Source organism: Acinetobacter sp. CY17 (assembly GCF_059515825.1).
The window spans coordinates 50,067-64,021 of sequence record NZ_JCAKMX010000021.1 but is presented as its reverse complement, the minus strand read 5'-3'; the positions used below and the strand labels follow the sequence as shown (position 1 = coordinate 64,021).

16 protein-coding genes are annotated in these 13,955 nt (G+C 39.4%); 12 read left to right on the top strand and 4 right to left on the bottom strand.

The window, feature by feature from the left end; all coding sequences use genetic code 11:
- The coding region (locus AC5YCI_RS13450) for an IS3 family transposase (protein WP_496175660.1) at positions 1-545 on the bottom strand (545 nt) is incomplete at its 3' end.
- Entirely contained in the window at positions 542-847 is a 306-nt protein-coding gene (locus AC5YCI_RS13445; protein ID WP_419354288.1) for a transposase, read from the bottom strand. The genes AC5YCI_RS13445 and AC5YCI_RS13450, both read right to left, overlap by 4 nt.
- 155 nt (positions 848-1,002) lie before the next feature.
- Here AC5YCI_RS13445 and AC5YCI_RS13440 point away from each other — a divergent pair, with 155 nt between their 5' ends.
- Together AC5YCI_RS13440 and AC5YCI_RS13435 are read left to right on the top strand one after the other, a co-directional pair.
- Positions 1,003-1,713 (top strand): AzlC family ABC transporter permease, encoded by a 711-nt coding sequence (locus AC5YCI_RS13440; protein WP_496130597.1) that lies wholly within the window; start codon positions 1,003-1,005, stop codon positions 1,711-1,713.
- A gap of 8 nt (positions 1,714-1,721) precedes the next feature.
- Complete coding sequence (locus AC5YCI_RS13435) at positions 1,722-2,024, top strand: AzlD family protein (protein ID WP_496175686.1); 303 nt, start codon at positions 1,722-1,724, stop codon at positions 2,022-2,024.
- 411 nt (positions 2,025-2,435) lie between these two features.
- Here AC5YCI_RS13435 and AC5YCI_RS13430 read toward each other — a convergent pair whose 3' ends face one another.
- A complete protein-coding gene (locus AC5YCI_RS13430) occupies positions 2,436-3,257 on the bottom strand; it encodes an ABC transporter substrate-binding protein (protein WP_496130599.1) in 822 nt (273 codons plus the stop codon).
- A gap of 180 nt (positions 3,258-3,437) precedes the next feature.
- Here AC5YCI_RS13430 and AC5YCI_RS13425 point away from each other — a divergent pair, with 180 nt between their 5' ends.
- The 4 genes from AC5YCI_RS13425 (at position 3,438) to AC5YCI_RS13410 (ending at position 8,706) form a co-directional block, all read left to right on the top strand.
- Entirely contained in the window at positions 3,438-4,172 is a 735-nt protein-coding gene (locus AC5YCI_RS13425) for a class II aldolase/adducin family protein (RefSeq protein WP_496175685.1), read from the top strand.
- 15 nt (positions 4,173-4,187) lie between these two features.
- A complete protein-coding gene (gene speB / locus AC5YCI_RS13420) occupies positions 4,188-5,156 on the top strand; it encodes an agmatinase (RefSeq protein ID WP_496130601.1) in 969 nt (322 codons plus the stop codon).
- Between the two features lies 1 nt (position 5,157).
- Positions 5,158-6,111 (top strand): NAD(P)-dependent oxidoreductase, encoded by a 954-nt coding sequence (locus AC5YCI_RS13415; protein WP_496130602.1) that lies wholly within the window; start codon positions 5,158-5,160, stop codon positions 6,109-6,111.
- Between the two features lie 486 nt (positions 6,112-6,597).
- A complete protein-coding gene (locus AC5YCI_RS13410; protein ID WP_496130603.1) occupies positions 6,598-8,706 on the top strand; it encodes a TonB-dependent receptor family protein in 2,109 nt (702 codons plus the stop codon).
- 89 nt (positions 8,707-8,795) lie between these two features.
- Here the strand turns inward: AC5YCI_RS13410 and AC5YCI_RS13405 are convergent, their stop codons facing one another.
- A complete protein-coding gene (locus AC5YCI_RS13405) occupies positions 8,796-9,077 on the bottom strand; it encodes a hypothetical protein (protein ID WP_496175684.1) in 282 nt (93 codons plus the stop codon).
- Positions 9,078-9,254: 177 nt separating this feature from the next.
- Here AC5YCI_RS13405 and AC5YCI_RS13400 point away from each other — a divergent pair, with 177 nt between their 5' ends.
- The 6 genes from AC5YCI_RS13400 to AC5YCI_RS13375 all read left to right on the top strand — a co-directional run bounded on the left by AC5YCI_RS13400 (position 9,255) and on the right by AC5YCI_RS13375 (position 13,942).
- On the top strand, positions 9,255-9,722 hold the full coding sequence (locus AC5YCI_RS13400) for a BLUF domain-containing protein (protein ID WP_496130605.1): 468 nt from the start codon (positions 9,255-9,257) through the stop codon (positions 9,720-9,722).
- A gap of 237 nt (positions 9,723-9,959) precedes the next feature.
- The gene (locus AC5YCI_RS13395; protein ID WP_496175683.1) at positions 9,960-10,958 is read left to right on the top strand and encodes a phosphotransferase family protein; all 999 of its coding nucleotides are present in this window, start codon (positions 9,960-9,962) and stop codon (positions 10,956-10,958) included.
- Positions 10,955-11,296 (top strand): hypothetical protein, encoded by a 342-nt coding sequence (locus tag AC5YCI_RS13390; RefSeq protein WP_496130607.1) that lies wholly within the window; start codon positions 10,955-10,957, stop codon positions 11,294-11,296. Before AC5YCI_RS13395 ends, AC5YCI_RS13390 begins: the two co-directional genes overlap by 4 nt.
- On the top strand, positions 11,289-11,999 hold the full coding sequence (locus AC5YCI_RS13385; RefSeq protein ID WP_496130608.1) for a histidine phosphatase family protein: 711 nt from the start codon (positions 11,289-11,291) through the stop codon (positions 11,997-11,999). Before AC5YCI_RS13390 ends, AC5YCI_RS13385 begins: the two co-directional genes overlap by 8 nt.
- Complete coding sequence (locus AC5YCI_RS13380) at positions 11,996-13,156, top strand: acyl-CoA dehydrogenase family protein (protein ID WP_496130609.1); 1,161 nt, start codon at positions 11,996-11,998, stop codon at positions 13,154-13,156. Before AC5YCI_RS13385 ends, AC5YCI_RS13380 begins: the two co-directional genes overlap by 4 nt.
- A gap of 15 nt (positions 13,157-13,171) precedes the next feature.
- Entirely contained in the window at positions 13,172-13,942 is a 771-nt protein-coding gene (locus AC5YCI_RS13375; RefSeq protein WP_496130610.1) for an SDR family NAD(P)-dependent oxidoreductase, read from the top strand.
- Positions 13,943-13,955 lie beyond the last annotated feature (13 nt).

Here is a 13,955-nt window from a genome sequence, read left to right as displayed (position 1 = left end):
ACGCCACTCGGTTTACCTCGCCGATGCCATGCTTCATCTAATGCCTTAATGACTAAATGTTGGTCTGCTTGGGACGACATAGACCAACCAATCACTCGACGAGCATACAGATCAAGAACAACTGCAAGATAAGCCCATGTTTTACCTGTCCAAATATAGGTAATGTCACTGCTCCACACATGATTAGGCTGAACAGGTTTAAATTGCCTGTTTAATATATTTGGAACAGCAGGGACTTCAGCTACGTTGCTTTGATATTTGTACTTCTTACGTTGTTTGGAAACAAGACCTGATTCACGCATTAACTTACGTACCAGATAGCGTCCAATCTTAATGCCCTGATTCAACAACATAAATCGAATTCCCCGACTACCAAGAGAGTGACGACTTTGCTTAAATAGACTTTTAATCATCACTTTAAGCTTGATACGATCTGGATGAGGAGTTTTACTTGTTGAACGGTAATGGTAATAGCTTGAACGCAGTACACCAAAGGCACGACAGATTAATTTAACAGAGCTTAGCTTTCTTAATTGATCAATCAACGCATATGTTTGAATTCGTCTGACATTAAGAGAGCTGTAGCCTTTTTTAGGATCATCTTCTCCTGCTCGAGTTGATGGATACGAGCTTTAAGTTGTTGTATTTCCCTTTGCTCAGCTGTTAGAGCAGGCATTGTTGGAGATTGTCCTGTTCGTTCAAATTGAAGTTGATCAACCCAACGTTTTAATGCTGTCTGCCCAACATCTAAAGCACGACAGGCCTGTAAAATTGAATAGCCTTGATCAAGTACAAGGCTTGCTGCTTCTAATTTGAATTCTGGAGTAAATGTTCGTCTTGTTCTCATTGAGCACCTCTTTGGTGAATACATTATCACCTAAATTGGTGTCCAACTTTATTAAACCACTACATTATTCGCTTTTATAAATTAAAATACATTATAAAATTTAACTCTTATCTCACTCTTTATTTTTAATAAGAATTTAATATCAAGGATTTGATGTGTCAAACATAGACCAACAACTGAGCAAATTGGATAATGACCTTATCTGGCAAGGTTTCAAAAGCCTCCTTCCTCTCTCTATTTTTGTGGCAGTTTTTGGTGCTGCATTTGGATTAGCTGCCATTCAAACGGGATTAGATCCGTTAGCTATCATTTCGATGAGTGCATTTGTATTTGCGGGTGCTGCTCAATTTGCCACATTGGAATTATGGGGACAAAGTGTGTCTTTAATTCCGCTACTCGTGACTATTTTCTTTATTAATGCACGACATATTTTAATGGGTGCATCTTTGTATCCTTGGCTAAAGCATTTATCTCCACTCAAACGATATAGCATTTTATTGGTCATCTCTGATGCGAATTGGGCATTCGCTCAACAAGCATTTCAAAATCAAAAACCAGGGCTTGGAGTTTTATGTGGTGGCGGAATTGCCCTGTGGTTGTTCTGGATCATAGGAACTTGTTTGGGTTTATATTTTGGTCGTGTTATTCAAAACCCTACCCATTTTGGTCTAGATATGGTGATGGCTTGTTTTTTGCTATCAATGGTTGTTGGAGGGCAGAAAAATTTAAGAATGATCTGCATATGGATAGCAGCAGCTATGAGTTCATTACTTGCTTATTGGTATTTACCTGAAAATGCTCATGTTGTGGTTGGCGCTTTAGCAGGTGGCCTGGTTGGTATGGTCTTAAAGGACAAACAGGCATGAATTTAGAGATGAGTATACAGTCGGTAGGACTGATTATTTTTATTATGGCGCTTGTAACATTGGCTACACGTTGGGGTGGTGTATTCATCATGTCCTTTATTCCAATCAATGACCGAATGCAGCGTTTCATTAGCGCAATGTCAGCTTCTGTACTGGTCTCTATATTGGCGCCAATTGCAATTGAGGGTGATGTTGGTGCTCGATGCGCATTATTAGCAACAGCTATAACAGCCGTAATTTTCAAAAAACCTCTACTTGCGATAGGGGTTGGTATTGTGACTGCGGCTGCTATACGACAATTGTATGGATAGGATCCTGCAATTGGTTTGATCAAATCCGACAGACAAGCCTTGGGCGCTTATGATTCATCAACGCGATCTTTAAAATGTCCAACTTGGATAAGAAAGCATATGCAAGTACTTAAAGAATCATTAAACATCAGAGGCTAGGGGGTAATGTGGTGTAATATATTGTGCTGTGAATATGAGCTCCAATAATTCGCCTGGCCTAATCTAAGATATTGTCCTGCAAAGCTGCAAAGCTGCAAATGCTACAAAAATAAATAGAGGATTTGACCGCTTGGGGTAAGGGCATGTATTTGGGAGAGTGTAATCATCTACCATTACATAGATGATCGATGCATAGCTGTGTTGGCTCAAGTGTATTACCCAGAAATATGCTCCCTAAGAACTCTGTCTTTTGACAGGTTCTTAGGTGAAGTATTACTGAAAATTTTTCAACTTAGAGCGTTCTGCTTCAGTAGGTTCAATTAATCCATACTGCGCTAAGAGCTTTTGATAGTCTCCTGAGGCTTTCATTGCATTTAAACCGCTTTCAATTTCTTGATAGGTTTTCTGATCCCCCTTACGTACCACAATACCGCCAAACATCGGGAAAAAAGGATCAGTTGAAGTCATTTTAATATGCTCAGGGCGCTGCTTCACGGCTAAGCGCAGCGCTACAATATCATCATATTCTGCATCAGCAGCTTTGGCGAGAACGGCCTGGATTGCCTGTGGCGATGTCTCAAATTCAAGAACTTGAATTGCTGCCTTACCTTGCGTTAAACAGGTTTCCTGTGAAATTTGATTCAGTTGATTAGGATATTGCGTACCTTTTTGGGTGGCGATGCGTTTACCACAGAGATCGACACGTGTTTTGGGTTGATAAGTGCTATCTTTAGCAACCACCACAGCTTGTGTGGTTTTGTAGTAAGGAATCATGTCGACTTCTTGCATGCGCTCTTTAGTGATATATAACCCTGAGATTACGACATCGAACTTTTGCGCTTTCACACCTGTAATCAAATGATAAAAACGTGTATCAATATATTCAGCTTGCTTCCCATGATGCGCCAAAATTCCATTCATGACATCAATATCGAATCCAACCGGTTGTCCTTGGGCATTCATGGATTCAAAGGGTGGAAAGGCAATATCCATACCGACTTTGATTGGCAGATCTGACTCCTGCACAGTTTTACTTGGTTGACAGCCCATAAATAATGCAGTCAGACAGGTAATTGCGAGCAACTTAACTTTCAATGATCACTACTCTTTGCTTAAAGATACTGATTTGTAACGTGAATTCGCCGCTTTCAGGATTTGTATTTTCCTAACGATTTATTTTGAAAATACAAACATCTTAAAAATCATCGATTTAAAATTATATGCTCGAAGATCGGTCTTGATTTTGCATAGTTAAATGTACAACAAGGAGAACATATGCAAACCCAAGTATCTGAGCTCGAGTGGTCTGCGCGCTGTGAATTGGCGGCTTTGTATCGAGTACTCGCTCATTATCGTATGACAGATTTAATTGATACACATGTCAGCTTTAAATTGTTGGATCAGCCCAATTGTTTTTTGATTAACGATTATACTGTGCCATTTGAACAGATGTGTGCTTCTGACTTGGTTAAAATTAATCATGAGGGTGAAATCATTGAGCATTTTGAGAAACATAAACGTGTGAATCAAGCTGGATTTTTAATTCATGCAGCAATCCATCAGGCACGACCTGAATTAAATTGTGTGATTCATATCCATACTGTAGATGGTATTGCAGTAGCCAGTCATGTCGATGGATTATTACCTATTTCACAGCATGCATTAAAATTTTATCAAAATGTGGGCTATCACGATTATGCTGGGATTGTATTGTCTGAAAATGAGCAAACTCAGTTGGTCGCAGATCTCAGACATTACCCTGTGTTATTGCTACGTCACCATGGTTTAATTGCAACAGGTCAAACTATCGCAAGCGCGTTTGAAAATATTTATTTTTTAGAACGCGCTTGTCAGATTCAAACACGTTGTGACTTAGCACATACGCCCTATATTGATGCAACAATTGCAGCATATACCCAACAACAATTTGCTCAAGATGAAGAGCTAGGCATTACTGCACTCTTCTGGCAAGCGGCAAAACGTCTCATTTCATCAGATTATAGAAAATAACAACAAGGAACACATATGTCATTTCATCAACCACAAAGCGGCAATGTCATGCCGCGTTTTGGCGGTATTGCGTCGATGCTGCGTTTACCTATTTTTGAGCAAGCTGAACATTGGTCAGAGATTGATGTCGGTTTTATTGGTGTGCCTTTAGATATTGGCACTTCATTGCGTGCAGGTACGCGTTTTGGACCACGTCAAATTCGTGCCGAGTCGGTTATGATTCGTCCCTACAATATGGCTACCGGTGCAGCACCGTTTGAAAGTGTTAATGTTGCTGACTTAGGTGATGTAGCAATTAATACTTTTAATTTACTTGATGCAGTCAGAATTATTGAACAACATTACCATCAGGTGATGGCACATGATGTCATCCCATTGACATTAGGTGGAGATCATACAATTACTTTGCCGATATTGCGTGCGATAAAAGCTAAACATGGCAAAGTAGGTCTGATTCATATTGATGCGCATGCCGATGTTAATGATGAAATGTTTGGTGAGAAAATCGCGCACGGCACTACATTTCGCCGCGCGGTAGAAGAGGGATTACTCGATTGTTCTCGCGTGGTACAAATTGGTTTGCGTGCACAAGGCTATAGTAATGACGACTTTAACTGGGGACGTCATCAGGGTTTTCGTGTTGTGCAAGCGGAAGAGTGCTGGCATCGCTCTTTAGCCCCCTTGATGCAAGAGGTACGCGAGCAAGTCCAAGGTGGGCCAGTGTATTTATCTTTTGATATTGATGGTATTGACCCTGCTTGGGCGCCAGGCACGGGCACACCTGAAGTAGGTGGGCTTACCACAATCCAAGCTCTAGAAATTATTCGTGGTTGCAAAGGTTTAAATATTGTAGGTGCTGATTTAGTTGAAGTATCGCCGCCTTATGATACGACAGGCAATACGGCATTATTAGGGGCCAATTTGCTCTATGAAATGCTGTGTATTTTGCCACAGGTTAAATATCCATCGCATGGAGAGTCATAAGATGTATTGCATTACTTGTGCCGAAGAAAAATTCCTGATTAGTACAGCATTTCAATTTAATTTTGACTTTGTTTATCGTGGTTTTCATCAGTTGAATCAGCAACAGTTAGAACAGGATATTTTTGATCAGGATGTCTTGATTATTAACGACTTACAGGTAACAGATGTTGTATATCAGCATAATCCCAATTTAAAACTGATTGCCTTATGTTCGACTGGCTATGAACATATTGATTTAAGCCTTGCTCATCAACATGGCGTAAAGGTATGTAATGTCAGAGATTATGCAACCGAAAGTGTAGCAGAACATACATTCATGTTGATGCTGGTGATGCTCAAGAATTTGCTCAACTATCACAACAGTACCCGAGATGGGCGCTGGCAGCAAAGTCAAGGCTTTTGCTACTTACAATCTCAATTTCCTATCCAACAGTTGCAGTGTAAAACCTTAGTCATTCTAGGACGTGGAGCGATTGGTGAGGCGGTTGCCTCTAAGGCAAAAGCATTTAATATGAAAGTCGTCTATGCAGAACGACCCAATGCAACCACATGTCGTGATGGTTACTTGCCTTTTCATCAAGCAATTGCACAAGCAGATATTTTATCCTTACATTGTCAACTCAATGAAGATAACCGAGGTGTGATCAATGCGTTGGTCTTTGCTCAAATGAAACCAAACAGCGTGCTTATTAACGTCAGCCGAGCAGGCTTAGTGGATCAAGTGGATTTAGTTAAAGCTCTACGAGCCCAACAGATCGCGGGCTATGCCGCAGATACAGCACATCAGGAACCTATGACTGCGGATGATCCATTACTAGAGCGTAGCTTAAATACCTTACTCACTCCACATATCGCTTGGGCAAGCGAAGAAGCTCAATGGGGTTTATTTCATCGCTTGAAAGAAAATATTGAATCAAATTTAAAAGGTCAAGCACGTTCTATAGTGAGTATTTAAACAACAAAATGTCAGTTTTTGCCTATATGCGTGAATTGATCAAGTGAATAATGAGTCTAATCTCAATTCTGCTCAATCATTGCCTATTTAAAGCAAGTTAGAAGTAAAAGAATTAATTGAGTTAGTCGCAAATTCTGTGCAATTTTCATAAATTTAATGACTCATTTATCTTTTTTAGCTTCTAATCAAAATGTTGGTTATCTATCCAAGTTATTAACATGTTCGCTGCAATCTTAGTTCCTATGCTGGTTTTGCAAAAGGCATGCGTTCTTAGAAGTTAGTGTCTCAACTTACCAGTCACGTTCTTAACATCTTTATTTGTAGAATTTGTGATTTACTTGCAAAGTTTCTTGAAAACTTGTTGATTTATTAACAAAATAATCGGAATAAAAAGCTGTTTTTTTCTCAATAAGCCATTGTTAAGGTATAAAGAAGCACTATTTAACGTGCCAAATGATAAGAATCGTGAATTGATAAGGATATTTCATGTTGAACCGACCAATATTCCAATTGAGTGCATTAGCTTTAGCACTACAGGCAACCAGCTTAGTATATGCAGAAGATAACATTCGCCAGCTTGATGATTTGGTCTTACAAGCGCAAAGTGAAGATCCACTTGAAAGTAGTAAACAACAACTCATTACAGTGGCTGGTGCAACTAACCTCATTGAGGTTGCAAATCAGCAGCATAGAATCCAAAGCAATGCTGATATATTACAGGGTGAACCAGGAATTTATGCTCAAACTGCAGGTAATGAAGGTATTAAAATTTCAATTCGCGGCTCAGGTATCAATCGAGGGTCTGGAGCACATGCATCGGGCAACTATATTTTGCTAGATGATATCCCTTTAACAGGTCCTGGAGGCACGCCCTATGAGTTACTTGAGCCAAATTGGCTGTCTCATGTGGAGGTTCTGCGTGGCAGTAATGGTTTTGAAAAAGGTGCACTTGCATTAGGGGGCGCAATTAATTATGTAAGTCTCACGGGTAAAAATCATTCAGGCGCACAACTGAAAATTGCTGCAGGTAGTCATGCTTATCAAAAATACCACTTCAGCTATGGGCAAGATTTAGGTGATTTAGACTACTATATTGCTGCAACTCATACTCAAACAGATGGTTACCAACAGCATAGTCAAAGTGAGGCGACAGGTATTACGGCCAATATAGGCTACCAAATGAATGATCAAGTGGATACACGTTTTTATATACGCTACCGTGAAACTGAACATCAAACTCCAGGTCGTTTAACTCAGCAGCAAATAAAGGAAAATCCTGAGCAAGCCAATCCATATAATTTAACGATTGATGCAAAACGTATTCAGCCTGGCAGTACATGGCTGGCCAATCAAACCACATGGCACTTAGCACAAGGTGGTCGTTTACAAGCCAGTCTTGCTTACCATGATTATCCAATGGATTTACAAGAAAGTTTATACCGTATTTATGTCGACTACACGGACCTCACAGCAAAGCTGGCATGGAAACAACCGTTTATCTGGTTAGATCGGCAAAATATTGCAAAAGTCTCTTTGAGCAGTACTACGCAACATAATTCTGCCAATGGCACAGAAAGCTTGCGTTTTAACAATGCCTATGGCAATGCAGGTAGCGTGAGTCGCCGCTATGTTCACCGTGGTCATGATCAAGTTTTAAATGTACATAATGAGCTCGAATGGTCGCCAGGATTGTGGTTTATCACAGGTCTAGGTGCAATCTACAGCCAACGTGATGCTTATGTGACCTGGCCACAAGTGGATGAAAAGTTGCAACAGAATAAATGGGACTACGCCTATCGTTTGGGAGTACGTTATGAACTTAATGATGATACTCAGCTCTATGCGAACTTATCGCGTAGTATTGAACCTGCACATGCCTGGTCAATGTTATGGGGATCGAATCAATATTTCCCCGTAGGTAGTGGAACTGCAACAGGACGCCAAAATACCGCTGTCCCTCTAAGTAACCAACAGGCAACCAGCTTTGAAATTGGCGCACGCGGAGAGAGTACTGTTGGGGTTTGGTCTGCGACTTATCATCGTGCACATTTAAATGACGAACTCTTAATGGTTGAAATTCAAGCAGCACCCGATCAAATTATTGCTGAATCTAATGCCAGTGATACGATTCATCAAGGTGTAGAATTGGGCTTGAATAGCAAATTATGGCAAGCTTCAAATGGTGCAGATCTGTCTTTAAAACAAGCTTATACTTTTAGTGATTTTTATTATGAAAAAGATAACAATTTTAAGCGTAATGAGTTGGCCGGTATTCCTCGGCACTATTACCAGGCTCAGCTGAAGTATCAGCATCCACAGAGTTGGTTTGTGGGTTTGAATACTGAATATGTGGCAAAGATGCCGATTGATTATGCCAATACCCGCTATTCAGATGATTATCAAATTTGGGGGATTAATGCGGGTTGGAATGCGATTCGTCCAGGCATAGATCTATGGTTAGATGTTAAAAATCTAACCAATAAAAAATATAGTTCAACGATTACACCAGGCTTCAATGATTTAGGTGAAGATCGTGCGCGTGCTACACCTGGAGAAGGAAGGGCATTCTATGCGGGCATCAATTATCAATTTTAAGAGCAAATACTTGCATTGCTTCTTCTAAGAAAAAGCCCCTTATACTTGTCTTAAGGGGCTTAGTATACAAAGCAATTTACTGAATATGCTTAGACTTGAGCAGCTCTCTGCTGCTTTAAAACATTTGAGGCCCATTGAATAAAATCTTTTTCATTTAAGAAATGCGGTAATTCATGTGCATTAATACTTAAACTTTGTGGATGATGGCGATGAGTAATCTGGATTCTGTGGTGATCATTGATCATACAAGAAAGTCCCAATTCAAAAAAAAACTCCTGAATATTCTCTAGATTACTTTTTTTATTGATTTCTGGTCTTTCTAATAAAAAATAATAAATTTGGCGTAGTAAATAAACAGGTGATTGCGTCATTTTAACTCTCTAATTGTTATTAAGTTTTTCGTAGTATTTGCAATTTTTATAACAATGTCTATAGTCAAAAGCTTACAATTGCATAAAAAATGACCTTAATTTATATTTCGTTTATTGTTATGTTAAATTTATATAAGAATAAGTGGAAAAATCACATATTTTTAATCAAGGATACCCATGTTAATTCGCTTAAACTACGCTAGCCAGTATTTGTCTGGAGAACAAGACTTACTTGAAGATCTTCGCGCGATCTTGGTCAAAGCTCGGACTGTGAATGTAGCACAAGGCGTTTGTGGTGTTCTGTATTATGCGCATGGACATTTTTTTCAATGCCTAGAAGGTGAAGAGCAGCAGGTGATCTCTATATATGAAGGTATTAGAACTGATTCTAGACATCAGATATTGAAATGTTTTGAAATAGAAAATATTGAGACAGCCAGTTTTGCTCAATGGTCAATGAAATATGCCAAAACCAGTTCAATGTTACAGAGCTTCTTAAATAAGAAAGGGATTCAAAGTTTCCAGCCACAAAATTTACAACAGCAAGATTTGCCAGAATTTATTCATTTATTGCTTAAAGCAGATAGCCTAAGTATGAAAAAAGCGCGTAATGGGACAGCACGTGGCTATCAGCACTATTTTTAATTTTTTGATAAATGCTTTGAATTTCCAGGCAATATAACTTCCAAAAAATAGTCTAAGTATAGTAAATAATAAGAGCATATAATCAAAAACCTAATAAAAGATTAAAGAAAAGAGAATTTCATATTTGAAAATATTTTCAAATATGAAATTATTAACCTTATTGTAAGTAATTAAAATATATGGATTTTTACTATGGCATGGCTTTTGCTAAATTAGTGTTAGCAGGAGGAGCATGTCATGGATCTACAACAAAAACAAAATTTAAAAACCTTAATTCAACAGCAATTACATTACCGTTTAGCACGGGATATTCATATTCACAAACTAAGTGGTGGGGCGATTCAAGAAAATTGGGCTATTGCTTCATCAGAACAAGATTGGGCCATTGTGCTACGTAAGAATGCTGACACTGTCGTTGATGCTAGTTCAGATCGTGCTCAAGAATATCAACTACTTAGACGTTTATTTGAACTTGGTATTCAAGTGCCAGAGCCTTTGTATTTTTCTGCAAAGGACAATTTTCTAAATAGTGATTTTTTTATGATGCAAAAAATATCAGGTGTGACTGAAGGACACAAATTAGTCCGTCTTAAACAACCTGAATTACAAAAAAAGATTGTTCAGGATATTGGTCGGCATCTCGCGCGTATTCATCAGATACAACATGACCAAGAACTTGAAAAAATTCTGCCTTATCCAGACTCTAAGAATTATCTGACCAATTTAATCCAACAACTTACTCAACAATTAGAGAACCTTAAACGTGCACGCCCTATAGTGGAATTTGCTTTGCAATGGATGCAAAAACATCAACCAAGCGTTGATGAGATTGTCTTGGTGCATGGTGATTATCGGACAGGAAACTTGATGATTGAAGATGACCATATCAGTGGCATTTTAGATTGGGAGTTTACTCACTGGGGTGACCGCCGTGAAGATATTGGCTGGTTTACAGCAAAATGTTGGCGTTTTGGTCAAAATCAAGCATTGGCAGGGGGGATTGGGGATTATGAGGATTTTATGCGTGCCTACGCAGAAGAAAATGATATTTATATCCCTGAATTTGAAATGAAATTTTGGCATGTATTGGCACATGTGCGCTGGGCAATTGTCGCTATGCAACAATCCGATCGCAATTTAAATCATTTTCCTTATTCACTAGAGTTGGCTCTGACGGAGTTTTTAGTCCCACAACTTGAAAAAAATATTTTAGATCTTATTGGAGATAGAACATGAATCAAGAAAAACTATTAATGCTGATTCAAGCCAGTCAAGATTGTTTAAAGCATGAATTAATACCCAAACATAGCGAGTCTAAATATGAGCTTTTAATGCTGCTGCGTAGCTTTGATTTATTAAAGCAATACATCACCCATGCAGCACAGCAAGATCAATCCATTCAGGCCACATTACATGAGATCTATGGTGTTCCGATTACCAATATAGAAGAAGGTCTACAGCATTTATCTCAAGACTTACGTCAAGATTATCAAATAGATTGGTATAACTATCTTGTTAAACTTAATCGAGCAGAGCTTGCGATCACACACCCAGAGGAGCTTAAACATGGCTAATTGGGGACGTCTATATTTGGTTAGACATGGGCATGTGGATTATTTTGATGCTGAGCATCAACCCATTAATCCAAAATTTGCAGCACTTTCAGCACAAGGACGTCAGCAAATTCAACTTTTGTCTGAGCAGATGCAAGATCTACATCTTGATCATATTTACAGTTCAACTCTATTACGCGCAGAACAAACAGCAAGCATTTTAGCGGCTGAGCGTGATATATCTGTTCAAAAAATAGCAGATTTCTGTGAAATTCGTTCGGGGAGACTACGTGATATACACCTCGATCAAGCAGAAATTTTGATTAAGTATGCGTATGCGGCTGCGGAGCATCAACTCGAACAATTTATGCAAGGTGAACATTGGCAAGCCTTCCAAGAACGAGTATTGGCTGCATTACATGAGATTTTAATCCAAAACCCAGCTCAACAAATCTTAATTGCAGCCCATGATGCGGTCAACCGCGTCATCATTAATTGGGTATATGGACAAGACAAGCATCATTTTTATGTCCAAGAACAACATTATGGTTGCTTAAATATTATTGATTATTGGGTCAAAGATCAGCTGTTAGTTCAAAAACGCTTACAACTACAGAACTACACGCCTTATAACATTTTCAAAATCAATCAACAGCACAGTGCGATGGATGAAATCTATCGGATCTATCAACAAGCCAACGGATTTCAGGAACTTAAAACATGATTACTTTGACCCCAGAATTACAAGATTTACAACAAAAGGTCCGCCATTTTATCCAAGATAAAATTATTCCTTATGAAAATGACCCGCGCATGGACGAACATGGGCCTTCAGATGAATTGCGTGCAGAACTCATCCAACATGCACGCGAGGCAAATTTACTCACGCCACATGCTAGTCTTGCAAGCGGCGGCTTAGGTTGGACACATTTGCAAAAGGCAATTGCCTTTGAAGAAGCCGGCTATTCATGTTTAGGGCCCATTGCGCTGAACATTCACGCGCCTGACGAAGGAAATATCCATCTCTTAGATGCTGTTGCGAATGATGAGCAGAAACAACGTTGGTTAAAACCTCTGGTCGAAGGCCATATACGCTCTTGTTTTGCCATGACAGAGCCTGCACCAGGTGCAGGTTCAGATCCCTCTATGTTACTGACAACTGCCGTTAAAGATGGCGATGATTATCTGATTAATGGACGTAAATGGCTCATCACTGGGGCAGATGGGGCAAAGGTCGCCATTATCATGGCTAAAATGCCAGATGGTACAGCCTCTATGTTTTTGACTGATACTGATGTAACGGGCTATATCTTAGAAAAAAACATGCATGCGATGGATTCTTGCTTTGCTGGTGGACATGGCATATTACGTTTTGAAAACTTACGTATTCCAGCTAAGAATATTTTAGGTGAGGTCGGGCAAGGTTTTAAATATGCCCAAGTACGTTTGGCCCCAGCACGCCTCACACATTGTATGCGTTGGCTTGGACAAGCACGGCGTGCCCATGATACTGCGACAGCATACGCTAGAGTGCGACAATCTTTTGGCAGACGCTTAGGTGATCATCAAGGCGTTGGTTTTATGTTGGCTGACAATGAAATTGATTTGTTGACCACACGTTTAGCGGTGCATTACTGTGCCCAAGTCTTAGATGCCAAACAACGTGGTAATTATGAATCAAGTTTGGTCAAAGTATTGAGTGCCGATGCAATTTGGCGCGTGATTGACCGCAGCGTACAGGTACTGGGTGGGCAAGCAATGACAGATGAATGTGTGGTGAGTAAAATTTTTACTGATGCGCGTGGTTTTCGGATTTACGATGGTGCCAATGAAGTCCATCGTATGAGTATTTCACAAAAATTATTAAATCAAAAACAATAAAAATGAGGCGATCCTATGAACAATATTTTTGACGTTACGGGTAAAAATATCTTAATTACAGGGACATCAAGTGGCTTAGGTGAACATATTGCTCATCTTTTTGCAGCATCAGGTGCCAATATTATTATGTGTGCACGGCGCAGTGAACGCTTACAAGCATTACAAACCCAGCTTGAACAACAATATCAGGTGCGGATCTATCGCTATACGCTGGATGTCAATCAGCGTGAACAAGTCCAACAGATGCTAGGCGATTTAGAACAAAAGGGGGTCTATGTAGACGTATTAATCAACAATGCAGGAGTCAGTGACACCAAAAAGTTTTTAGATTATCAAGATCAAGATTGGGATAAGATTGTGGGCACGAATTTAAAAGCGCCTTGGTTATGTAGTCAAGAAATTGCCCAGCATTTCATTCGGCATAATATTCAAGGGGCGATTATTAATATTACTTCAATTTTGTCGCAATCGATTAATTTAGGGGTCAGTCCCTACTGTGCTTCAAAAGCGGGTCTCAAGCATTTGACGGAGGTGATGGCGGTCGAATTAGCACGTTATAAAATTCGCGTAAATGCCATTGCACCTGGTTATATGGTCACTGAAATTAACCAGGATTATTTGCATAGCGATGCCGGACAACAATTAATTAAAAAAATTCCGCTCAGACGCTTTGTTGAATTTGAAGACCTAAATGGGGCATTATTACTACTTGCCTCAAATGCCAGCCAAGGAATGACGGGCATTGAGATTAAGGTAGATGCAGGACATAGCTGCACACCCATTTAGATGATAACAATAA

Bases quoted from the DNA above. Each gene is read 5' to 3' on its own strand.
- AC5YCI_RS13445 (WP_419354288.1), bottom strand. From the start codon at position 847: ATGAGAACAAGACGAACATTTACTCCAGAATTCAAATTAGAAGCAGCA.
- AC5YCI_RS13435 (WP_496175686.1), top strand. From the start codon at position 1,722: ATGAGTATACAGTCGGTAGGACTGATTATTTTTATTATGGCGCTTGTA.
- AC5YCI_RS13425 (WP_496175685.1), top strand. From the start codon at position 3,438: ATGCAAACCCAAGTATCTGAGCTCGAGTGGTCTGCGCGCTGTGAATTG.
- speB (WP_496130601.1), top strand. From the start codon at position 4,188: ATGTCATTTCATCAACCACAAAGCGGCAATGTCATGCCGCGTTTTGGC.
- AC5YCI_RS13415 (WP_496130602.1), top strand. From the start codon at position 5,158: ATGTATTGCATTACTTGTGCCGAAGAAAAATTCCTGATTAGTACAGCA.
- AC5YCI_RS13410 (WP_496130603.1), top strand. From the start codon at position 6,598: ATGTTGAACCGACCAATATTCCAATTGAGTGCATTAGCTTTAGCACTA.
- AC5YCI_RS13405 (WP_496175684.1), bottom strand. From the start codon at position 9,077: ATGACGCAATCACCTGTTTATTTACTACGCCAAATTTATTATTTTTTA.
- AC5YCI_RS13400 (WP_496130605.1), top strand. From the start codon at position 9,255: ATGTTAATTCGCTTAAACTACGCTAGCCAGTATTTGTCTGGAGAACAA.
- AC5YCI_RS13395 (WP_496175683.1), top strand. From the start codon at position 9,960: ATGGATCTACAACAAAAACAAAATTTAAAAACCTTAATTCAACAGCAA.
- AC5YCI_RS13390 (WP_496130607.1), top strand. From the start codon at position 10,955: ATGAATCAAGAAAAACTATTAATGCTGATTCAAGCCAGTCAAGATTGT.
- AC5YCI_RS13385 (WP_496130608.1), top strand. From the start codon at position 11,289: ATGGCTAATTGGGGACGTCTATATTTGGTTAGACATGGGCATGTGGAT.
- AC5YCI_RS13380 (WP_496130609.1), top strand. From the start codon at position 11,996: ATGATTACTTTGACCCCAGAATTACAAGATTTACAACAAAAGGTCCGC.
- AC5YCI_RS13375 (WP_496130610.1), top strand. From the start codon at position 13,172: ATGAACAATATTTTTGACGTTACGGGTAAAAATATCTTAATTACAGGG.